Raw genomic sequence first — 21983 nt, 5'->3', positions numbered from 1 at the left:
GATGCATATCTTTGCACTCTAATTATAAATTAAAAGAATTAAATATGAAAAAACCTACTATCGGATTTATCGGACTTGGCCTTATGGGTGGTAACATGGTTGAAAATTTGCAAAAAAGAGGTTATGAGTTAACAGTAATGGACCTTAACAAAGATGAGGTTGCAACTGTAGTGGCTCGTGGTAATGCTACCGAAGCTAGCTCTCCTAAGGAATTAGCAGAAAAAAGTGATATTATAATGTTTTGTTTAACTACATCTGCTGTAGTTGAAAAGATTGTTTACGGTGAAGATGGAATTTTAGCGGGTATTAAAGAAGGTGCTGTTTTAATTGATTTTGGAACTTCAATTCCTGCATCTACTATTAAAATTGGTAAAGATTTAGCAGCTAAAGGAGCTGGTATGATTGATGCACCATTAGGTCGTACTCCGGCACACGCAAAAGATGGTTTATTAAACATCATGGCAGCTGGAGATAAAGTTACTTTTGATAAAGTAAAACCAGTTTTAGACGAGCAAGGAGAAAATGTATTTTATTTAGGAGCTTTAGGAGCAGGTCATACAACTAAGTTAATTAATAACTTTATGGGAATGACTACTGTTGTTGCAATGTCTCAGGCTTTTGCTGCTGCAAAACTTGCAGGTGTAGATACACAACAATTGTTTGACATTATGTCTTCTGGACCGTCAAACTCTCCATTTATGAAATTCTGTAAACATTACGCAGTAGATAACGTAAGTGATTTAGGTTTTTCTATTAACAATGCAAATAAAGATTTAGGTTATTTTGTTCAGATGATGAACGATTTAGGAACTACTTCTAAAATAGCAGAAGCTACTTCAGCAAACCTTCAAGCAGCTGTTGCAGCTGATATGGGAAGCGGAAATGTTCCTGAAATTTTTGATTACTTTACAAGTTTAAAGAAATAATTATTTTCGCAATAGCGGAAGTATAAAATAAGTTTTGATTTTAATATCAAAATGAAATATATAAAAATACCTCAAGTTTTTCTTGAGGTATTTTTTTTGTTTTTATAATGATTTACGATATGTCAGTTCGAGTGAAATTTCTTTTTAGAAATTTTGTATCGAGAACTAATATAGAACTACTGTTTTATATTAGTTCTAAAGTTAATATTTTAAAGTCTACAATTTTGCAATTGCTGCTTCTGCACAACGTTCTCCGTCCATGGCTGCAGAAACAATTCCACCAGCATAACCACCACCTTCACCACAAGGATATAAACCTTCTATTTCTGTATGTTCTAAACTTTCTTTTCTTGGTATGTTTACTGGTGATGAAGTTCTAGATTCTACACCAATAATATTTGCTTCGTTGGTATAATAACCGTGCATTTTTTGTCCGAATGCAGCAAAACCTTTTCTTAACCTACCTCCAATAATTTTTGGTAATAAAGAATGTAAAGGAGCCGAATTTAATCCTGGTTGATAAGAACAGTCATTCAAATCATTAGAAAGCCTACCATCCACAAAATCTACCAATCTTTGTGCAGGTGCAGCTTGTGTTCTTCCACCAGCAAAAAAGGCTATTTTTTCTAAATCTTTCTGAAATTCTAATCCTTTTAAAGGTCCAAACTCTTCGTATTTTTTAAAATCTTTATCAATATCTAACTCAACAACAATACCCGAGTTTGCAAAACGGTTATTTCTACGAGAAGGCGACATTCCGTTTACAACAACTTCACCGTTTGCGGTAGCTGCAGGAACAATAAAGCCACCAGGACACATACAAAAAGAATACACACCTCTGTTATTTACTTGGTGCACCAAACTATACGCTGCTGCAGGTAATAATTCGTCTCTTTCTCCTGAACAATGATATTGAATTTGATCTATAATTTCCTGTGGATGTTCTACACGAACTCCCATAGCAAAAGATTTCGCTTTTAAAGCAATCTCTTTTTTATGTAACAATTCATAAATGTCTCTTGCCGAATGTCCAGTTGCCAAAATAACTGAATTCACAGCCATTTCTGTTCCGTTTTTAAGATGGATAGCTTGTAACTTATTATTTTTTACAGTAAAATCTGTAACACGAGTTTCAAAATGAATTTCTCCACCGTATTTTAAAATATTCTCACGAACATTTTCGATGATTTTTGGTAATTTATTGGTTCCAATATGCGGATGTGCATCTACTAAAATTTGTTCTGTTGCTCCATGAAAAACTAGGTTTTCAAAAATTCTTCTAACATCGCCACGTTTTAAAGAACGGGTGTAGAGTTTTCCGTCAGAATAAGTTCCTGCACCACCTTCTCCAAAACAATAATTAGAATCTTCGTTTACAAAATGATCTTGATTGATGGCTTTTAAATCACGTCTTCTATCTTGTACATTTTTTCCACGTTCTAAAACAATTGGTTTGTAACCTAATTCAATACAACGTAAAGCAGCGTACATTCCTGCAGGTCCAAAACCAATAATATGAATTTCTTTGGCATTAGAAACGTCTTTATATTCAAAAGTATAATCAGATTTCTCTGGTACTTTTTCATTGATATAAACAGCTACTTTGTAGTTAAAGATGATGTCTTTTTTACGTGCATCAATCGATTTGCGCAATACTTTAACAGCAGAAATTTCACTTTTATCAAGGCTTAATTGCTTAGAAGCTTTGTATAATAAGATGTTTTCTTTACGTTCTTCTATTAAATTTACTCGAAGTTGAATTTCTTTTACCATGTGGCAAAAATAATGAAATTTAAAGTCTAAAAAAGCTAGGAATTCATGAATTTCTCTTCAATACGATATAATGATAATTTTTAGCGTTAAAAATATTTAAGTTGAGTAGGTAAATTGATGTATTCTGTTTTTTAAGTTGTGGTTGTAAAAGGCCTTTTTTTTGTTCTTCTATTTTCTGTTCGAGTATAGTTGACGTCTATTTACTGACTAAAATTGGTCTTGATTACATGCAACGAGACATTTAATTCATTTTTAAAATTAGATAAATTTTGAGGTATTTTAATATCTGAATAAAATGAAACATGCTAACTTTATACTAAAATTAAGAATTAGATATTTTATTTTTTTTAATTTTAAATGATGACTATATTGTGAATATAATTATTATAAAATGCTGTGAAAATCACGGGTAAAAATCACGATTTTATCTATCTTTAAAAAATATTTGAAAGGATGCTAGACAAAGAAAAATATAAAGTAAAAGGGACTATTCAATTGACTGATTTTAATACAAAAGAAGTAATAGAAAAGTCTAAGAAGAAGCTAAAGAAAATTAGAAAAAAACTGAGTGAGATTCAGGATACAATGTATGCAGAAGGCAAATATAGTATGCTTATTTGCTTACAAGGAATGGATACTTCGGGCAAAGACAGTTTAATTAGAGAGGTTTTTAAAGATGTAAATGCACGTGGAGTAGAAGTGCATAGTTTTAAAGTGCCAACAGAGTTGGAATTAAAACACGATTTTTTATGGCGTCATTATATTGCGCTTCCTGCAAAAGGTAAAATAGGTGTTTTTAATAGAACGCATTATGAAAACGTGTTGGTGACAAGAGTACATCCAGAATATGTTTTTGGAGAAAATATTCCGACCATAAATACGTTAGAGGATATAAATGATGCTTTTTTTCATGAGAGAATGGAAAGAATCAATAATTTTGAAAAGCATATTGCAGATAATGGAACCATCGTATTAAAGTTCTTTTTAAATTTATCTAAAGACGAACAAAAAAATAGATTACTAAGAAGATTAAATTTACCTGACAAGAATTGGAAATTTTCTGCAGGCGATTTAAAAGAACGTAAACTGTGGGATAAATACCAGTTTTGTTATGAAGATTTATTAAACAGAACTTCTAAAGAAAATGCACCTTGGTTTATAATTCCTGCGGATGACAAACCAACTGCAAGATTTATTTTAGCAGATATTGTATTAGAAGAATTAGAAAAATATAACTTTAAAGAGCCTACTTTGCCTGCAAAAATTCAGGATCAAGTAGCAGCATTTAAAACACAATTAAATAACGAATAGTTCTTGCTTTCGATTTAATAGGTAATTATTTTACCTGAACGGAGTAGAGAAGTTAAAATATTAAAATGAACTTAGATTTAAAGAAGCCAATCGTATTTTTCGATTTAGAAACAACAGGAGTAAACATTGCAACAGATAAAGTTGTTGAAATAGCCATTTTAAAAGTATTTCCAAACGGAAATAAGGAAAGTAAAACTTGGTTGGTAAATCCGGAAATGGAAATTCCACAAGGATCTATAGATGTACACGGAATTACAAATGAAAAAGTAGCTACGGAACCAACTTTTAAAGAATTAGCACCACAAATAAATGAAATGATTGCAGATTCAGATTTAGCTGGTTTTAACTCTAATCGTTTTGATATTCCGCTTTTAGCGGAAGAATTAATGCGTGCTGGTATCGACTTTGATATGAAAAATAGAAAAGCGATTGATGTACAAGTAATTTTTCATAAAAAAGAGCAAAGAACGTTAAGTGCTGGATATCAGTTTTACTGCGGAAAAGAATTAGAAGGAGCGCATGGAGCAGAAGCAGATACCAATGCAACGTACGAAATTTTGTTAGCTCAGTTAGATAAATATAGCGACATAGAGAATACTGTAGATGCTTTAAGCGAATATTCTACACACGGAGAAAGAGCCGATTTTGCTGGTTTTATTTTAATGAATGATAAAAAGCAAGAAATTTTCTCTTTCGGAAAATACAAAGGTAGAACGGTAGAAGAGGTGTTTAAAGAAAACCCTGGTTATAATAACTGGATGCAAAATGCAGACTTTCCTTTATATACCAAAAAGGTTTTAAAAGAAATTAAAGAAAGAATGACTGCGCCAAAAAAGCAAATGTCTGACAAAGAAAAATTGGAAGCTTTACAGCAGAAGTTTAATTTACGTTAGGTTTAATATTATTAGATATCTAAAGTATTGGTTTTTTTTGTCATTTCGAAATGAGCCTTTTTAGGTGATTGAGAAATCTCATAATTAATTAAGAACTTAATTTTTACTCTTGTAATTTAAATAGGTTAAACCAAACTGACAATTACACAGTTAAACGCATAAACAGTTACACACAACAAAATATGTTTACAGAATATAAAAATTTACCTAATAATTCTCGTGTTTGGATTTACCAATCCGACAGAGAATTTACCAATAATGAAATCGAATTCATTTCAGAAAAAGCAATTGACTTTATCAATCAATGGACACGTCATGGCGATGATTTAAAAGGATCATTTACTATTAAATATAATCAGTTTTTAGTGTTGGCAGTAGATGAAAGTTTTAACAATGTTTCTGGTTGTTCTATAGATAGTTCTGTTCGTTTTATTAAAGAGTTAGAAAACGAATTACAATTAGATTTAATGGACAAAATGAATGTTACTTTTAAAGATAATGACAATATTAACTTAGTAAAATTGTTCGATTTTCAGAAGTTTGCAGAAGCACAAAAAGTAACTGCAGAAACCATTGTTTTTAATAATATGGTAGCTACCAAAGAAGATTTTGAAAATAATTGGGAAATCCCAGCAAAAGATAGTTGGCACAAAAGATTTTTGGTATAAAAATTGCCTTTTAAGTATTAAATTTAGTTAGCAAATTGTTGCGTTAAGGATAGAGCGGTTTGTTTGAGCTCTTTTTTAGGTTTCAGTTCGAGTGGTTACGCTTTTTAGCGTAATTGTATTGAGAACAAACCTAAAAAAAGCGAGTAGCGAAAGCCTGTTAAAACGCCCTAAAAATAGTTCCCATAATAATATGAAGAAAGAGTTATTAATAGTCGTTTTTATAAGTTTTGTTTTTAATTTATCTGCACAAAGTGTAGATCCTTTAATAGCGAAAGATGCAGAGGCGCAAGATATTTGGGTAGATAGTATTTTAAAAAATATGTCAATTGATGAGAAGATTGGTCAGCTTTTTATGATACAAGCCTATTCTAATAAAGACAAAAAACACGAAACTTATATTACAAATATGATTCAGAAATATCATGTTGGTAATTTAATTTTTATGCAAGGAACTCCTGAAAAACAGGCAGTACTTACTAATAAATTTCAAGATTCGGCAAAAGTACCTTTGTTAATTGGTTTTGATGGAGAATGGGGGTTGGACATGCGTTTAAAAGACACCTACAGATTTCCATGGAACATGACTTTGGGTGCTATTGAAAAGGATTCTTTAATAACTGAATTCGGAAAGCATTTGGGAATGCATTGTAAGCGATTGGGAATTCATGTAAACTTTGCGCCGGTTGTAGATATTAATACAAATCCAGACAACCCAATTATTGGAAACAGGTCTTTTGGAGAAGATAAAGAAAACGTAACACAAAAAGCAATTTCGTTTACAAAAGGGATGCAAAGTCAAGGTGTTTTGGCAAATGCAAAACATTTTCCTGGTCATGGAGATACCGCAACAGATTCTCACCATACATTACCTGTTTTAAATTTTGATTTGGCACGCTTAGATTCTGTTGAATTGTATCCGTATAAAAGAGTGTTTGATGCTGGTATGGCAAGTGTTATGACGGCACATTTAAGTATTGCTAGTTTAGAGCCAGATAGTAGATTGCCTACTTCTTTATCTAAAAATGTGGTGACTAATTTATTACAACATAAATTAGGTTTTTTAGGCTTGGTAATTACCGATGGTTTAAACATGAAAGGTGCTGCAAATTATGCTACTTCGGCAGAAATTAATTTGGCAGCTATACAAGCAGGAAATGATTTGTTGTTAATTCCGCAAGAGATTCCTGCTACGGTAAATATGATTAAAAAGGCTATTGAGTTAAAGACACTAACGGAAGAAAGAATCAATTTTTCTGTTCGTAAAATATTAAAAGCAAAATATTGGGCAGGTTTAAATGATTATAAACCAGTTGTCTTAAATAATTTGCATGAAGACTTAAATTCAATTGATGATGAATTATTACATAGAGAATTGGTGAAGAATTCTTTAACGGTTGTCAAAAATAAAAACTACAATATACCTATTACCAATTTAGAGGAAAGAAAAATTGCATATGTAAAATTAGGCGACGATTCTGGATATCCTTTTATTGATATGCTTCAAAATTATGGACAAGTAGATGAGGTTTATAGTGAGAATTTAGACGGACTTATAACAAAATTAAAACCTTATAACTTGGTAATTGTTGGTTTTCATAAATCGAATGCGAACCCATGGAAAAGTTATAAGTTTACAAATAAAGAATTGGTTTGGTTGCAAGAAATCTCTAGAGAGAATAATGTAATTTTAGATGTTTTTGCGAGTCCTTATAGTTTATTACAAGTAAAATCTTTTACAAATATAGAAGGCATTATTGTGTCTTACCAAAATAGTCAATTGGCCCAAGAACTTTCTGCTCAATTAATTTTTGGAGCTTTTGGAGCAAAAGGAAAGTTGCCTGTTTCTATTAAAAGTGATTTTTTAGAAGGTAGTGGTTTCTTTACCTCAAACCTAAGTAGATTTGAGTATACCATACCAGAAGCAGCGCAATTATCTTCTATAAAATTAAAGAAGATAGATTCTTTAGCTACCATTATTTTAAAGGAAAAAATGGCACCAGGTTTTCAGGTTGTAGTAGCAAGACACGGTAAAATTGTTTTAGAGAAAAGTTACGGACATCACACAGATGATACGTCTAGAAAAGTAAAAAATTCTGACGTGTACGATTTGGCTTCGCTTACTAAAATCTTAGCCTCTTTACCTTTGGTGATGAAAGCAGAAGAAGAAAAGAAAATTTCTTTAAATGAAAAGCTTCAAGATCTTTTACCAGGTTTTAAAGGCTCTAATAAAGCAACGGTTTCTGTTAGAGAAATCCTTTCTCACTACGGACGTTTAAAAGCGTGGATTCCTTTTTATGTGGCAACTCAAGATAGTATAACGCATAAAAATTTACCGGCTTTTTATAGTAATAAACAATCGGAAAGATTTTCACTAAACGTGGCAAAAAACTTATATATAAACAAGAGTTATAAAGACAGTATTTATAAATATATTAAAGATGCAGACCAAAGAACAACTGCCGGATATAAATACAGCGATTTAGGATATTATTTATTGCAAGAAGCGATAGAGAAAACGTATGAAAAACCATTAAATACCTTGGTAGATGAAGAGTTTTATCAATCTTTAGGCGCTAATAGAACTACGTATTTACCGCTTCAAAAGTTCCCTGCAAGTGAAATTATACCTACCGAAAAAGACAACTATTACCGTAACCAATTAGTGCAAGGTTACGTACATGATATGGGCGCTGCCATGTTGGGGGGAGTAGGTGGACATGCAGGTTTATTTGCCAATGCAAACGATGTTGCAAAAATTATGCAGATGTATTTACAGAAAGGATATTATGGTGGTAAAAGGTATTTAAAAACAGAAACCTTAGATAAATTTAACCATCGTTATTTTTCAGATATGCAGGTTCGTAGAGGTTTAGGTTTCGATAAACCGCAGTTAAACCCTAAGGTAAAAGCAACTTGTGGCTGTGTCTCCGACGAGAGTTTTGGACATTCTGGTTTTACAGGTACTTATACTTGGGCAGATCCACAAAGCGGAATTGTGTACGTGTTTTTATCTAATAGAGTGTATCCAACCGCAGCAAATAGAAGTTTGGTAAATAGCAATATGCGTACAGAAATTCAGCAAGTAATTCAAGATGCTATTATAAATTAAGAGGAATAAAATAGTTGTTTTTAGAAGCTATTTCCTGCTTTCACTACTCGCTTTTTTTGAGAAAAACAAAAAAGAGCTCAAACAAACCGTTCAATCAGGGCTAGACTTGATTGGACGGTTTGTTTTTTTCTAAGAACTAGCCTCTGTATTTGTTGGCGCTAATTTGCTGTATAAAAATATAATTAATAAGCTAAAAGAAAAATAGAGTAAGGCAATCTTATCACCAAAAAAATAGGATATAATAAAAGCTTGTATCGCATAAAAAATAGGCAGGATAAACAGATTGTAAGTAAATCTAAAAGTGTCTACAAAATCGATATCTGGATTCTTTTGCGCTTGTTTTTTGTAAATTAGATAATGAACCAAGCTATTAAGAAGAATTACATAATACAAGGGTTTTAAATAATTTGTAGGACCTTCTTTTTTATGCGGAAATGTATTTGTTTTAATCATTTCTTGTACCTTTTTAACTTCTGTAAAATCTACTTGAGCATCATTTAACTTCGTTAAAATAGTATCGTAGTTTTCATCTTTTTCTATATGTACGGATAATTCTTTTAACTGATTTGCAACTTCGTTTTTTAGAATGTTAATAGATTTACTAGGAATGTTGTTAGCGTAAATTTCAGAAGCATTAATAGGTGCTCCGTAATGCAGTGCTACTTTACAAGGAAAGTGAGATGCATTTTGGTAGGTAAGGCCTACAGGTACAACTTGTATTTGTAAATCTGGATATTTTTCTATAGCTCCATATACAATTCTAGTAAACCCTTTGCTTAAAGGTCTAACGGTTCTTTCTCTACAATCGCTACCCTCTGGAAAAATCATCAACGATTTTCCACGATTAAAAATGTCATAACAGGTATTAAAAACTTCCTCGTTTTTAGCCAATTGATCGATGCCGTCTCGCATTCTATAAATAGCAATTAGATTTAAAGAATTTAGAATTTTTTCTATAATAGGGTTTTTAAAAGCAGCCGCTTTCACTAAAAAATAACTTGCTCTAGGATTGTTGGTGGTTACAATTAAAGGATCTATCAATCCGTTTGGGTGGTTTATAGCAAAAAGTACAGCACCTTTTTTGGGAACGTTTTTTAAACCCACAACTTTTATTTCTTTTGTGTAAAAAAAGAGTCCGAGTTTAACATACAAACGTACAAGACGAAACCATATTTGCGAAACTTCCATATATTATTAATAATTATTTTAAAGATGATTTTCTGCCCCAATAAGTCGCTAATGCCATTCCAGAAAAAACATCCCAAACTCCCCAAAAAGCTGCTAATAAGGCCATTCCTCCTAAACCTTCAAAGAAACCGAAAATAAGTAACAAACCTAAACCTCCATTTTGGATACCAGTTTCCATGGCAATTGTTTTACAATCTTTTTTATTCAATTTAAAACTTTTTGCGGTATAAAACCCTAAAATGTAGGCAAAAATATTATGAAAAATAACTAAGAATAACACGTGGTGAATATGATGTATAAAAACGTCTAAATTCTGAGAAAAAGCAATAAAAATTAAAGCGATAAAAACCAACATAGATAATGGTTTTAATACTTTTTCAATCTTTTGAGCCATTTCAGAATGGTAGTGTTTAATAACCATTCCAAGAATTAAAGGGATTCCTAAAATTATAGAAACGAGTTTAAATAAATCATACGGATTTAAAGAAACAGTTTTTAAAATTATATTGGTTGGTTCATATAAACTTCCCCAAAACTGTAAATTAAGAGGCGTCATTACAATGCAAATTAAGGTAGCAAAAGCTGTTAGACTTACGGATAAAGCTGCATTTCCTCCAGCCATTTTACTAAAAAAGTTAGAGACATTTCCGCCAGGGCAAGCAGCAATCATCATCATACCTAATGCAAAACTAGGATGCGGTTTTAGGATTAAAATAATTAAAAATGTAGCTGCAGGCAATAAAATAAATTGCGATAAAACACCTACAAAAACGATCTTAGGATTTTTAAAAAGCCTTTTAAAATCTTCTACAGAAATACCCAAAGCTACTCCAAACATAATAATGGCAATGGCTATATTTAAAACCCATAAACCACTTTCATCAAAGTTTATTTTAATATCGTCTATATCTATGTTGTTTTGCATTTATTTAAATTAGTTTCAAAGTTTCAAAGTTTCAAAGTTTCTGGTTTTCTTGGTTCTTGGCTCAAAAAAATCTTGTTTTAAATTTTATTTTTGCTAACTGCTAACTTAATTCTTAAAAGCAAATTCAATAATGTTCGCCCCCATTTTTAAAGCAGTTTCTCGTACACTTTTTGGGTTGTTGTGTATAATTTCATCTTCCCAACCATCACTTAAATCTGTTTCATAATCGTAAAAAACAACCAACCTTCCTTCGTAAAACAAACCAAAACCTTGGGCAGGTTTTTTATTGTGTTCATGAATTTTAGGAATTCCGTTGGGAAATTTAAAAGTTTGATGATAAATAGGGTGGTTACTCGGAATTTCTTTAAGTTCTAAACTCGGAAAAACTTTCTTTAATTCTCTTCGTATGAATTTATCTAATCCGTAATTGTCTGAAATATGTAAAAATCCACCAGAAATTAAGTAATTTCTTAAGTTGTTTGCGTCATCATCAGAAAACAATACATTTCCATGCCCTGTCATAAAGATGATAGGAAAGTTAAAAACATCTTCACTATCAATATTTACTGCTTGTGGATCTTTAGAAATATTGGTGCCAATATTTGTGTTTGCAAAGTCTATTAAATTAGGAATTGCTGTTGGATTTGCGTACCAATCTCCACCGCCATTATATTTTAAAATGGCTACATTCTGTGCGTTTGTAGAAAGTGAAAGTAGAAAGAGAAAAACGAATATTTTTTTCATTAAAGTAAGAGTTCTCTATTAAATTCTATAAAAAATAGAATTTAATAGAACTGACATTTAGTTATTAGAAAGCAATATAGTAAAAATTACTGATTGATAAACGAAATGGTATTTACAGCCACTAATGCAGCAGTTTCTGTACGCAATCTACTTTCTCCTAAAGAAATAGGAGTCATGTTTTTTGCCAAACATTTTTTAATTTCATCAATAGAAAAATCACCTTCGGGACCAATTAGAATGGTAGTTTTTTCTGAAGGTTTTACAACAGATTGTAGTAAGTTTTTATCTTTTTGATCTTCGCAGTGTGCAATACAAACGTTGCCTTCAAAGTCTTGTTTTATAAAATCATTTAATTTTATGGGTTCATTCAATTTAGGAAGCGTGAATTTTAAAGATTGCTTCATGGCAGACTGAATAATTTTTTCGAAACGTGCTAATTTTACAACTCTACGTTCTGAATTAGAACAAATAATTGGTGTGATTTCATCGATACCAATTTCTGTAGCTTTTTCTAAAAACCATTCAATTCTATCATTTAATTTAGTAGGAGCAATGGCAATATGTAAGTAGTAATTCCAAGGTTTTGGTTTTTCTTCAAAACCAATAACTTCTGCTAAACATTTTTTGTCGCTTGCAAGTATAATTTTTACATCAAACAAAAAACCTTTACCGTTTGTAATTTTAAGAATGTCATTTTCTTTTTTACGTAAAACACGCACAATATGTTTACTCTCAATTTTATCGAATGTAAGTTGCGTTGTTTCTGTAGAAATTTCAGAATTATAAAATAATTGCATTTTTTTTGGTTTCAAAGATTTAAAGTGGCAAAGTTGCAAAGTTAAATCGTTTTTATTTTTAAGCTGTTTGTTTCTAAAATTTTCATTTTTGCTAACAATCTAACAATCTAACAATCTAACAATCTAACAATCTAACAATCTAACGAAGAATACTCTTTCGATACGTTCTTCGCCTTTTATGCGTTACAGGATCAAAATTCTCCCATAATTTTTTAATAGCTTCGTTGTCTTCTAGCTCAGGAGTTCTAATACAATTTTCTATTCCTAAAGGCGCAAAAGTTTTGGTATATTGATCAAATATAATGGCATGTACCCCTTTATTTTGATAATCTGGATGTACGCCGATTAAATAAAATGTAACGTCTTTAGAGTGTTTTCTAGCTTTTAATAAGTGAAACAATCCGAATGGAAATAACTTTCCGTTTGCTTTTTGTAAAGCTTCAGAAAAAGAAGGCATTACAATCGCAAAAGCAACGAGTTTATTATTTTCATCAACCACAAATTTTATATATTCTGGATTGATAAAGCTGATGTATTTCTTTTTAAAGAAAGCAATTTGAGAATCAGAAATTGGTACAAAGGAAGACAGTTTAGAGTAGGAAGCACTAAAAACCTCAAACATATCATCTACATAAGGCATAATGTCTTTGGTTTTTGTGAAATCTAATGCTTTTAATTTTAACCTTTTTTTTAAGATTTTACTTATTCTATCAAAATAAACACCATCAACATTTTTAAACTTGAATTTATTTTCTAAATATTCCTTCTCTTTTACAAAACCTAATTGTTCCAAATGGTCTTTATAGTAAGGATGATTGTACCAGGTAATCATGGTACCAATGTGGTCGAAACCTTCAGTTAATACTCCGGTTTTGTCTAGGTTGTTAAAACCTATTGGTCCTTCTATATATTCTAAGTTGTTTTCTAATCCTATTTCTTTTACTTTTTCTAATAGAGCTTTACTTACTTCAATGTCATCAATAACATCAAACCAACCAAAACGCATTTTTTTAATTTGTTGTTTTTCAACCTCAAACCAATTGATTATCGCAATAACTCTCCCTACAATTTTGCCATCTCTTAAGGCAACAAAATATTGTGCATCTGCATTTTCAAAAACGGGATTTTTTGCTGGGTCAAAATTATCAATTTCATCTTTAATAATTGGCGGAACCCAGTATTTATGGTTTTTATATAACGAAAAAGGAAATGTTACAAATTGTTTCATTTCCTTTTTTGTGGTCATTTTTTTAATTGTAATCATATTACAAAAATAGTATTTCTAATGGTTATTTTAATCTTCTTCTACTTCTTTCTCTAGCTCCTTAATTTCTCTTTCTAATTTTTCTATATCTGTTTCTTCTTTCGCTTTTTTCTTACCAAACAAACCTAAGAAACCTCCTTTTTTCTCTTTTGTAGAAGTTCTTGTTCTGCTTCTTTTTCTAACAGCTTTCTTCTTGTCTTTTTTCTTAAACATTCTAGAGAAAAATCCGTTTTGTTTTTTATTATACCTACTTATTGGGGTGTCTCTAATTGCTTGTCCGCTATCGTCTAAATCGGTGTAATAATCAGAATGATTGTCTATTCTATATGAGATACCAAAACCTCCGTAAAAACCTTGAGATTTTCCTTCTTTTAAAAATCTAGCTGAGGTATTAATTTGAAAATCTTCATTAATAAGATAAGCTAAACCTGCCCCTAAATTTAAATTATTTTGTTCGCTTTTAAAAATTGCTTGGTGTTCTATAAAACCAGACCAATTGTAGCTAAGGTTCTGTGTTGCGGTAATGATGTATGAAAGTTCAAAGAAGTCGGTTCCTATTTTATCGTAATATCCATTGTAAACGACATTAAATCGATCGGTTATATTTTGCTGTAATAAAACGCCTAATTTAGGTGAAACACTTTCTGTTTTATATAGATCACCTACAACATCTGTATTTACTCCCAAATACAAAGCAACAGAAGGAATTAATCGTTTTTTATCAAAAGCATGCCTTTTTCTCCAACTTCTAACTTCTTTTGTTTTATCAGTATATTCTGGTTGAAATAATAAATATTTTGCACCGATTGTAAATTTACTTAACCCTGAAACTGAATATTGTGATGTAAAAATGTTATGAAACGTTACTTCGTCTTTTTGGTAGGTTAACTGTGCATTTAATTCTAATTTTTCTAAAAAGAAACCGGTTCTAAAAAGTAAATCTGCTCCAAAAGATTCTGGTATAGAAAAAGTAGGCTCTATGCTTGTGTTTTTGTAGAAAACATTTGTTTCAAATTGATATACGCCTGTACCAACACTATAAGGACTCTCTGAAAAACCAGGTTTGTTAGAGTTTATTACATCGGTGTATTGCGCTTCTGCAGAGCTTGTTATGAATACGATGAGGGTAATAAAAAATTTTAGGAAAAGGTTTTTCATAAATTAGAATAATATATTATTGGCAGTAATTGCCTATTACACAAACATAGTATAAAAATGCTATTTTATAAAAGCAAACGATACTTTTTTGAGTTTAAGAAAGTTTTATAGTTTGTAAACGCTCCAATTGTATTCAAATTGTTATTTTTGATTGATTTTTTTATAAATAAATATTTGAATGGGATTATTAAGAACCATAGCTATTATTGTTTTTTGCTATTATGCTTTTAAGTTTTTAGCAAAGTTATTCGCACCTTTTTTAATAAAAAAGGCTGCTGAAACTATTAAAAAGAAAGCAGAACAGCAATACGGTGGCGGGCAACAACAAGAACCGCAAAAAAATACTGTGCCAGAAGGGAAAACAGTAATCGATAAAACTCCAGGGAATCAACAACAAAGTAAAAATTCTGTTGGTGAATATGTGGATTTTGAGGAAATAGATTAATTTATGAAGTTTACTAAAGTTTTACCATACATCGGTGCTGTTGCAATTTTTGCTTTGGCATCAATTATCTATTTTCATCCTGTTTTAAAAGGAGAGAAGCTAAACCAATCTGATATTACTCAGTTTACCGGAATGGTAAAAGAGATTAATGATTTTAGAGCAGATAAAAACACAGAGCCTTATTGGACAGGTGCTTCTTTTAGTGGAATGCCGGCGTATCAAGTAAGTGCTTATTATCCGAATGATTTTGTAAGGGGTTTAGACAGAACTTTACGTTTTTTACCTAGACCTGCAGATTACACTTTCTTATATTTTTTAAGCTTCTTTGTGTTAATGATGTCTTTGAAAGTAAATTGGAGATTGGCAGTTTTTGGATCTCTTGCCTTTGGTTTTTCAACTTATTTAATTATAATTTTTGGAGCAGGGCATAATGCAAAAGCACATGCAATTGCCTACATGCCTTTAATTTTAGCAGGATTGTTATGGGTTTTTCAAAAGCGATATATTCTTGGTTTTTTAGTTACTGGAGTCGCAATGGCTTTAGAAATTTACACCAACCACCCACAGATGACCTATTATTTAGGTTTTGCATTAATCATTTTGGGTATTGTAGAATTTATTCATGCGCTTAAAGAAAAAATTATTCCGACTTTTATTAAACAAGTAGCTGTAATTATTGCAGCAGTTTTATTAGGAATTGGAGCAAATGCACCTCGTTTAATGGCTATGAAAGAATATGCAGATCATAGTACAAGAGGGAAATCTGAATTAACCATTACGCCCGATGGAAGTAAAAAAGAAATTACAAAAGGGTTAGATAAAGCCTATATTACAGAGTATAGTTATGCTAAATTAGAAACTTTTAATTTATTCATTCCACGTTTTATGGGCGGAGGAACCATAGAAAAATTAGGAGAAGATTCTAATTTTTATCAACTTCTAGAAGAAAAAGCTGGTAGAAGTGCTGCAAAAGAATACTCGGATCAAGCACTTACGTATTGGGGAGATCAAAATATTGTTGAAGCACCCGCTTATATTGGTGCTGTAATTTTCTTTCTATTTTTCTTAGGAATATTTTTAGTAAAAGGACGCTTAAAGCAATGGCTAGTTACTGCAACCGTTTTTTCAATTTTAATGAGTTGGGGAAGAAATTTTGATGTTTTAACCAATTTCTTTATTGATTATTTTCCGTTGTACAATAAATTTAGAGCCGTCTCTTCCATACAAGTAATTGCAGAATTATGCGTGCCTATTTTAGGAATATTGGCGTTAAAAGAATTCTTTTCGTCTAAGATTTCTTCGGATGTAAAACTAGACGGATTAAAAAAAGCAGTCTATGCTTTTGGAGGATTAATTATTGTTGGTTTTTTATTAGCACACGGATTTTCTACTTTTGAAGGAATAAGAGACGCACAATACAATCAGTTACCTGGTTTAACAGATGCTATTATTTCTGATAGAAAATCGATGTTATTAACAGACACGTTGCGTTCTCTATTTTTAATGATACTTTCTGCAGGTGTTTTATGGATGTTGTTAAAGGATAAATTAAAACAAGGCGTTGCTGTTTTGGCGTTAACTGTCTTTTTGTTATTCGATTTAATTTCTGTTGATAAAAAGTATGTCAATGAAGATGATTTTGAATCTGCAAGAAAAATAGAGAAACCATTTATAGCATCAACAGCAGATAAAATTATTTTACAAGATAAAAGTCATTATAGAGTTGGTAACTTCACCGTAAACCCAATGAATGATGGAAGTACATCTTATTTTCATCAATCTATTGGTGGCTATCATGCAGCGAAGTTAGGACGTTATCAAGAGTTATTCGATTTTCAAATTGCCAAAAATAACATGCAGGTTTTAAACATGTTAAATACCAAATATTTTATTATTGGTAATGATAAAGGAGAGAAGCAATCGCAATTAAACCCAGATGCTAACGGAAATGCCTGGTTTGTAGAACACGTGAAGATTGTGGATTCAGCGAATGAGGAAATTCAAGCTTTAGATTCTTTAAATACAAAGAAGGTGGCTGTTTTCTATAATGATGATGACAATCAATCTACTTTTCCTAGAGAAATTGATAGTACTGCCAAAATAGAACTTTTAAATTACGATGTAACAACGCTAACATATCAAGCTAAAACAGCCAAAGAACAGTTTGCTGTTTTTTCTGAAATCTATTATAAAGATGGTTGGAATGCTTATGTTGATGGAAAATTAACGCCTCATGTTCGAGTGAATTATGTGTTACGAGGAATGACAATTCCTGCAGGAGAACATACGATTGAATTTAAGTTTGAGCCAAAAGTAATTCAGCAAGGAAAAATTATTTCATTAGCTTCTTATGCGCTGTTAATTTTGATAACAGCAGGTTGGTTTTTTTATGAAAAGAAGAAAGAAAAGTAATGAAAATAGGGATGATTTTAGATGCTCCTTTTCCGCCTGATCCAAGGGTAGAAAACGAAGCAGTTTCTTTAGTAAAAGCAGGTCATGATGTTTTTCTGTTCTGTTTAAAATATGCTGATGAAAAATCGTCTGAAATTATAAACGGAATTCAAGTAAAAAGGTATATTTCTAATAAATTAGAATATAAATTATCAGCTTTAGCGTATACCGTTCCTTTTTATGGCATTTTGATGAAAAAAAAGATTCATCAATTTATAGAAGAAACTAAAATTGATGCGTTACATATACATGATATAAGAATCGCAGAAGCTGTTTTTAATGCAAATAAAGCCTTCAATGTACCTGTAGTTTTAGACTTGCATGACAACATGCCAGAAGTGATGAAATTGTATCCGCACTTGCAGAAATTCCCAGGAAAGTATATTATTTCACCATCAAAATGGAAAAAGAAAGAAAAAGAATTTATTGAAAAAGCAGATAAAGTAATTTCGGTTTCTCCTGAATTTTTAGATAATTTGGTAGAAATAATTCCATCTGTAAAAGAAAAGTTAGTATTAGTTCCTAATACCATTAGAGAGTCCTTTTACAAAGATTATAAAATTGATAAAGCGATTTTAGAGAGATACAAAGACAATTTTGTACTCTTATATTTAGGAGATACTCATTTAAGAAGAGGCTTGCAAACTGCCATTGAATCTCTAACTTCTCTAAAAGAAACCATTCCAAATATTAAGTTGGTTATTGTAGGAAGGAATACTACAGATGTTGTTTTAAAACAACAAGTAGCCGACTTAAAATTAGAACAATTTGTCGATTTTGAAGGTTGGCAAAATGTTGCTTTATTTCAATCTTATATTTTGTCTAGTGCTATTTGTATTTCGCCTTTGCATAGAAACTTACAACACGATGTTGCGTATGCAAATAAGATTTTTCAATATATGAGTTTAGCCAAACCGCTTTTAGTGAGTGATGCTACGGCTCAAAAAAGAGTTGTAGAGAACAATAAAACAGGTTTAATTCATAAAGACAGAGATGTTAAAGATTTTTCTGATAAAATTATAACGCTCTATAAGGATGAGAAGTTAAGAAATGAGTTAGGACAAAACGGAAAAGAGTTTATAGAAAATGAATTCTCTTGGGAGCAGACTTCTAAAAAACTGCTACATTTATACGATAATCTACTATCTTGAAAGTATTAATAATTACATATTATTGGCCGCCTGCAGGAGGTTCTGGCGTTCAGCGTTGGTTAAAATTTGTAAAATATTTACAAGAATTTGGCATTGAACCTGTTGTGTATACGGTTGATAATATAAATTACCCGAAGGAAGATAACACCTTAATTAATGAAGTCCCAAAAAATATAGAAGTTTTAAAACAACCTATTTGGGAACCTACAGATGTTCTTTTTTGGAAAAAGAAGACAACTCAGAAAAGTGGGATTTCCAATGCAAGTAATGGAGGAGTTTTATCATTTATAAGAGGGAATTTTTTTATTCCAGATCCTAAAGTATTTTGGGTAAATTCTTCTGTAAAATATCTTCAAAAATATTTAGATTCTAATAATATTGATACAATTATTTCTACTGGTCCGCCGCATAGTATGCATTTAATTGCTCAGAAATTACATCAAAAAAACAACATAAAATGGCTTGCAGATTTTAGAGATCCTTGGTCAGACTTGTATTACAACAAAGATTTTAAGCAATTGTCTTTTGCGAAGAATCGAAATAAAAGATTAGAAGAGAAAGTTTTAAAAAATGCAGATTGTATATTAACGGTTAGTAATGCTCTAAAAACCGAATTTGCTAAAAAAGCGAGTAGAGTAGAAGTGATTACCAACGGTTTTGATGATGAAGTTTTAACCAATAGCACAAGTTTTTTAGATTCGGAGTTTTCTATTTCCTACATCGGTTTGTTGCCAAAACAAAGCAATCCTAAAGTGTTGTTTAAAGTTTTAAAAGATCTTTGCTTACAAAATTTAGATTTTAAGAATGATTTAAAGCTAAATTTTATTGGTGATATTTCTGATGAAGTTAAAGAAGAAATTTCTAAAAATAACTTAACAGAGAATTCTAATTTTATTGGATATGTTACGCATAAAAAAGCAATAGCATATCAACAGAAAGCTCAGGTATTGTTGTTGTTAATTCCGAATGTAGAAAAATCAAAAGGAATTTTAACAGGGAAATTATTTGAATATCTAACTGCTAAAAGACCCATTTTAGCAATTGGACCAGAAGATGGAGATTTATCAGAAATAGTAAAAGAAACCAATGCTGGTGTTGTGGTTGATTTTGATAATGGAGAAAAAGTGTCTTTAGAAATATTAAAATTATATCGTCAATATAAAAAAGGAAGTTTACATGTGAACTCTAAAAATATTGAGAAATTTCACAGAAAAGCTTTGACGAAAGAGCTTGCATTGCTTCTTAAAAGTTTACATTCGTAGCTATGGGAGTTGTATTTAAACAGTCTTTAAAAAACACGCTTTTTATTTATTTAGGTTTTGCCTTTGGCGGAATTAATACGTTGTTTTTATATACTCGTTTTTTAGAAGATGAATATTATGGTTTGGTAACTTTTCTGTTATCTACTTCAAATTTATTAATGCCTTTAATTGCATTAGGAATTCATCATACAATTGTAAAGTTTTATTCTAGCTATTTTACAAAAGAAGATAGAGATAGTTTCTTGTCATCAGTACTTTTTTTACCGCTATTCATTGCAATTCCAATCGCTTATTTTGGAAACTTATTTTATCAAGAAATAGGAGATTATTTATCCGTAGAAAATCCTATTATAAAAGATTATACTGTTGTTATTTATCTAGTAGCCGTTGCTTGTTCCTATTTCGAGATTTTTTATTCTTGGGCTAAAGTTCAGTTTCAATCTGTTTTTGGTAATATTTTAAAAGAGCTGTATAACCGTGTAATGGTAATGATTTTGTTATTTGCAGTTTACTTTGAATTGATAACAAAGCACGAGTTTATTTACTACTTAACAGGGGCTTATTTTTTAAGAATGCTTATCATGATGTTTTATGCATTTAATTTATACACACCAAAATTTACTTTTTCTAGACCAGATAATTTTAAGGAAGTAATTCGTTTTTCTGGGTATATTATTTTAGCAGGAAGTGCAGGAGCCATCATTTTAGATATTGATAAATTTATGATACCTGGTAAAGAATCTTTGGTAATTGCAGCTTATTATTCTGTTGCCGTTTTTATAGGTTCTTTTATAGAGGCACCAAGTAGGGCGATGTTAAACATTTTACAACCTTTAACATCTAAAACATTAAATGAAGAAAATCATAAAGAAGTTGCTTCTTTATATAAAAAGAGTTCTATTAACCTATTATTAATTAGCGGCCTTTTCTTTGTCTTGATAAATGCAAACGTTGGTCAATTATTTAACTTACTTCCTAAAGAATATGGTGGTGGTGCATTGGTGGTTCTTATGATTTCTGTACTAAAGCTATATAATGGTTTCTTAGGGAATAATGGAGCAATCATAAACAATTCTAAGTTTTACAAGATTACATTACCCATTAGTATTTCTATGGCATTATCTGTTTACCTTTTAAATAAACTTTTTTATTATGAATTAGATATGGGAACAGATGGCTTAGCATTGGCAACTTTAATTGTAATCTTTTTAGCAAATACGTTTAAGCTGTTTTTTGTAAAAAATAAGTTTTCTATGACACCTTTTACAGACAAGTCGTTAAAAATGATTGTAATAATTACTGTTCTTTATCTTGCTTTTAATTTTTGGGATTTTACTATAAGTGACATTTATTTATGGAAATTCCCTGTTCATCCTATTATAAATATTGCTTTAAAAAGTATTTTAATTACGGTTGTATATATACTTTTAGTACTTAAACTTAATATTTCTAATGAGTTTGATGTACTCTTAAAAAAATACTACAAATAACAATCTATATAGTCTGTAAGCATGTGAAATAACAATGCAATACAGAGTATTCTGGTTTTCTTAAAAAACAAACCTACTGCATAAAAGCCTATAGCTATGTAAGAATGCAATGGATGAAAGTTAATGCTACATCTATTCTCTTTAAAAATAGGAGTGGCTAATAAATGATCTAAATCGACCAACATAGAGCACAAAAAGATTAAGTAAACCTTTTTCCAATTATCTTTAAAAAATAAATAGGCTATAAGTGCAGGTATTATAAAATGTAGGGTATAATGTATTATAAATTTTGACATAAAAAAAGGTTTACTTCTTTTACAAAATAAACCTTTTTTTTAGGGGTAGTAATTCTTTGGGGGAGCTTAGAATTCTTACACTGCTAAATTAGATATAATTTGTTTATTAATTCTTTACCTATGTTAATAGAA

General features: G+C 30.7%; 18 protein-coding genes. 10 read left to right on the top strand and 8 right to left on the bottom strand.

The features are described from left to right. Window positions 1–11 precede the first annotated feature (11 nt). A complete protein-coding gene (locus tag WHD08_RS07375) occupies window positions 12–926 on the top strand; it encodes an NAD(P)-dependent oxidoreductase (protein ID WP_262887629.1) in 915 nt (304 codons plus the stop codon). 216 nt (window positions 927–1142) lie between these two features. On the opposite strand, the gene WHD08_RS07370 is transcribed toward WHD08_RS07375, so the two are convergent. Continuing rightward, on the bottom strand, window positions 1143–2699 hold the full coding sequence (locus WHD08_RS07370) for an NAD(P)/FAD-dependent oxidoreductase (protein ID WP_208888682.1): 1557 nt from the start codon (window positions 2697–2699) through the stop codon (window positions 1143–1145). 453 nt (window positions 2700–3152) lie between these two features. Between WHD08_RS07370 and WHD08_RS07365 the strand changes: the two genes are divergently transcribed. From WHD08_RS07365 to WHD08_RS07350, 4 genes are all read left to right on the top strand, one after another. Beyond that, window positions 3153–4010 (top strand): PPK2 family polyphosphate kinase, encoded by an 858-nt coding sequence (locus tag WHD08_RS07365; protein WP_165732827.1) that lies wholly within the window; start codon window positions 3153–3155, stop codon window positions 4008–4010. 65 nt (window positions 4011–4075) lie between these two features. Next, window positions 4076–4903 carry a 3'-5' exonuclease gene (locus WHD08_RS07360; RefSeq protein ID WP_208888683.1) on the top strand — a complete coding sequence of 276 codons (828 nt, stop codon included), beginning with the start codon at window positions 4076–4078 and terminating at the stop codon, window positions 4901–4903. Between the two features lie 182 nt (window positions 4904–5085). Then, window positions 5086–5571: an ABC transporter ATPase gene (locus WHD08_RS07355; protein ID WP_165732825.1), complete on the top strand. Its 486-nt coding sequence runs from the start codon at window positions 5086–5088 to the stop codon at window positions 5569–5571. A 190-nt stretch (window positions 5572–5761) separates the two neighbouring features. Then, complete coding sequence (locus WHD08_RS07350) at window positions 5762–8680, top strand: glycoside hydrolase family 3 N-terminal domain-containing protein (protein WP_208888684.1); 2919 nt, start codon at window positions 5762–5764, stop codon at window positions 8678–8680. A 129-nt stretch (window positions 8681–8809) separates the two neighbouring features. Here WHD08_RS07350 and WHD08_RS07345 read toward each other — a convergent pair whose 3' ends face one another. The 6 genes from WHD08_RS07345 to WHD08_RS07320 all read right to left on the bottom strand — a co-directional run bounded on the left by WHD08_RS07345 (window position 8810) and on the right by WHD08_RS07320 (window position 14756). Continuing rightward, complete coding sequence (locus WHD08_RS07345) at window positions 8810–9868, bottom strand: 1-acyl-sn-glycerol-3-phosphate acyltransferase (protein ID WP_208888685.1); 1059 nt, start codon at window positions 9866–9868, stop codon at window positions 8810–8812. A gap of 13 nt (window positions 9869–9881) precedes the next feature. Continuing rightward, complete coding sequence (locus WHD08_RS07340) at window positions 9882–10793, bottom strand: bile acid:sodium symporter family protein (RefSeq protein ID WP_208888686.1); 912 nt, start codon at window positions 10791–10793, stop codon at window positions 9882–9884. A 105-nt stretch (window positions 10794–10898) separates the two neighbouring features. Beyond that, entirely contained in the window at window positions 10899–11537 is a 639-nt protein-coding gene (locus tag WHD08_RS07335) for a DUF4159 domain-containing protein (RefSeq protein ID WP_208888687.1), read from the bottom strand. A gap of 86 nt (window positions 11538–11623) precedes the next feature. After that, window positions 11624–12334 (bottom strand): 16S rRNA (uracil(1498)-N(3))-methyltransferase, encoded by a 711-nt coding sequence (locus tag WHD08_RS07330; RefSeq protein WP_208888688.1) that lies wholly within the window; start codon window positions 12332–12334, stop codon window positions 11624–11626. Between the two features lie 139 nt (window positions 12335–12473). Then, window positions 12474–13598, bottom strand: coding sequence for a GTP cyclohydrolase (locus WHD08_RS07325; protein ID WP_208888689.1), 1125 nt, complete (start codon window positions 13596–13598; stop codon window positions 12474–12476). A gap of 30 nt (window positions 13599–13628) precedes the next feature. Continuing rightward, on the bottom strand, window positions 13629–14756 hold the full coding sequence (locus tag WHD08_RS07320; protein WP_208888690.1) for a transporter: 1128 nt from the start codon (window positions 14754–14756) through the stop codon (window positions 13629–13631). Between the two features lie 178 nt (window positions 14757–14934). Here WHD08_RS07320 and WHD08_RS07315 point away from each other — a divergent pair, with 178 nt between their 5' ends. Genes WHD08_RS07315 through WHD08_RS07295 form a run of 5 tightly spaced genes read left to right on the top strand, consistent with a single transcriptional unit; the run spans window position 14935 to window position 21555 of the window. Next, window positions 14935–15201 carry a DUF4834 family protein gene (locus tag WHD08_RS07315; protein WP_165732817.1) on the top strand — a complete coding sequence of 89 codons (267 nt, stop codon included), beginning with the start codon at window positions 14935–14937 and terminating at the stop codon, window positions 15199–15201. Between the two features lie 3 nt (window positions 15202–15204). Continuing rightward, window positions 15205–17613, top strand: coding sequence for a YfhO family protein (locus tag WHD08_RS07310; RefSeq protein WP_208888691.1), 2409 nt, complete (start codon window positions 15205–15207; stop codon window positions 17611–17613). Next, window positions 17613–18803 (top strand): glycosyltransferase family 4 protein, encoded by a 1191-nt coding sequence (locus WHD08_RS07305; protein WP_208888692.1) that lies wholly within the window; start codon window positions 17613–17615, stop codon window positions 18801–18803. Before WHD08_RS07310 ends, WHD08_RS07305 begins: the two co-directional genes overlap by 1 nt. Then, window positions 18800–20065 (top strand): glycosyltransferase family 4 protein, encoded by a 1266-nt coding sequence (locus WHD08_RS07300; RefSeq protein ID WP_208888693.1) that lies wholly within the window; start codon window positions 18800–18802, stop codon window positions 20063–20065. Before WHD08_RS07305 ends, WHD08_RS07300 begins: the two co-directional genes overlap by 4 nt. 2 nt (window positions 20066–20067) lie before the next feature. Continuing rightward, window positions 20068–21555: a lipopolysaccharide biosynthesis protein gene (locus WHD08_RS07295; RefSeq protein WP_165732813.1), complete on the top strand. Its 1488-nt coding sequence runs from the start codon at window positions 20068–20070 to the stop codon at window positions 21553–21555. Here WHD08_RS07295 and WHD08_RS07290 read toward each other — a convergent pair. Continuing rightward, entirely contained in the window at window positions 21546–21851 is a 306-nt protein-coding gene (locus WHD08_RS07290) for a DUF6122 family protein (RefSeq protein WP_165732812.1), read from the bottom strand. The genes WHD08_RS07295 and WHD08_RS07290 overlap by 10 nt on opposite strands. Window positions 21852–21983: the final 132 nt, after the last annotated feature.

It is taken from the genome of Polaribacter sejongensis, assembly GCF_038024065.1.
GTDB lineage: Bacteria > Bacteroidota > Bacteroidia > Flavobacteriales > Flavobacteriaceae > Polaribacter > Polaribacter sejongensis.
Note: the sequence above shows the minus strand (reverse complement) of the source record. Positions and strands in the feature narration are given on the sequence as shown.

What these genes read in the sequence shown, in the direction of transcription:
- WHD08_RS07370 (WP_208888682.1), bottom strand. Translation starts at nt 2,699, where the DNA reads ATGGTAAAAGAAATTCAACTTCGAGTAAATTTAATAGAAGAACGTAAA.
- WHD08_RS07365 (WP_165732827.1), top strand. Translation starts at nt 3,153, where the DNA reads ATGCTAGACAAAGAAAAATATAAAGTAAAAGGGACTATTCAATTGACT.
- WHD08_RS07360 (WP_208888683.1), top strand. Translation starts at nt 4,076, where the DNA reads ATGAACTTAGATTTAAAGAAGCCAATCGTATTTTTCGATTTAGAAACA.
- WHD08_RS07355 (WP_165732825.1), top strand. Translation starts at nt 5,086, where the DNA reads ATGTTTACAGAATATAAAAATTTACCTAATAATTCTCGTGTTTGGATT.
- WHD08_RS07350 (WP_208888684.1), top strand. Translation starts at nt 5,762, where the DNA reads ATGAAGAAAGAGTTATTAATAGTCGTTTTTATAAGTTTTGTTTTTAAT.
- WHD08_RS07345 (WP_208888685.1), bottom strand. Translation starts at nt 9,868, where the DNA reads ATGGAAGTTTCGCAAATATGGTTTCGTCTTGTACGTTTGTATGTTAAA.
- WHD08_RS07340 (WP_208888686.1), bottom strand. Translation starts at nt 10,793, where the DNA reads ATGCAAAACAACATAGATATAGACGATATTAAAATAAACTTTGATGAA.
- WHD08_RS07335 (WP_208888687.1), bottom strand. Translation starts at nt 11,537, where the DNA reads ATGAAAAAAATATTCGTTTTTCTCTTTCTACTTTCACTTTCTACAAAC.
- WHD08_RS07330 (WP_208888688.1), bottom strand. Translation starts at nt 12,334, where the DNA reads ATGCAATTATTTTATAATTCTGAAATTTCTACAGAAACAACGCAACTT.
- WHD08_RS07325 (WP_208888689.1), bottom strand. Translation starts at nt 13,598, where the DNA reads ATGATTACAATTAAAAAAATGACCACAAAAAAGGAAATGAAACAATTT.
- WHD08_RS07320 (WP_208888690.1), bottom strand. Translation starts at nt 14,756, where the DNA reads ATGAAAAACCTTTTCCTAAAATTTTTTATTACCCTCATCGTATTCATA.
- WHD08_RS07315 (WP_165732817.1), top strand. Translation starts at nt 14,935, where the DNA reads ATGGGATTATTAAGAACCATAGCTATTATTGTTTTTTGCTATTATGCT.
- WHD08_RS07310 (WP_208888691.1), top strand. Translation starts at nt 15,205, where the DNA reads ATGAAGTTTACTAAAGTTTTACCATACATCGGTGCTGTTGCAATTTTT.
- WHD08_RS07305 (WP_208888692.1), top strand. Translation starts at nt 17,613, where the DNA reads ATGAAAATAGGGATGATTTTAGATGCTCCTTTTCCGCCTGATCCAAGG.
- WHD08_RS07295 (WP_165732813.1), top strand. Translation starts at nt 20,068, where the DNA reads ATGGGAGTTGTATTTAAACAGTCTTTAAAAAACACGCTTTTTATTTAT.
- WHD08_RS07290 (WP_165732812.1), bottom strand. Translation starts at nt 21,851, where the DNA reads ATGTCAAAATTTATAATACATTATACCCTACATTTTATAATACCTGCA.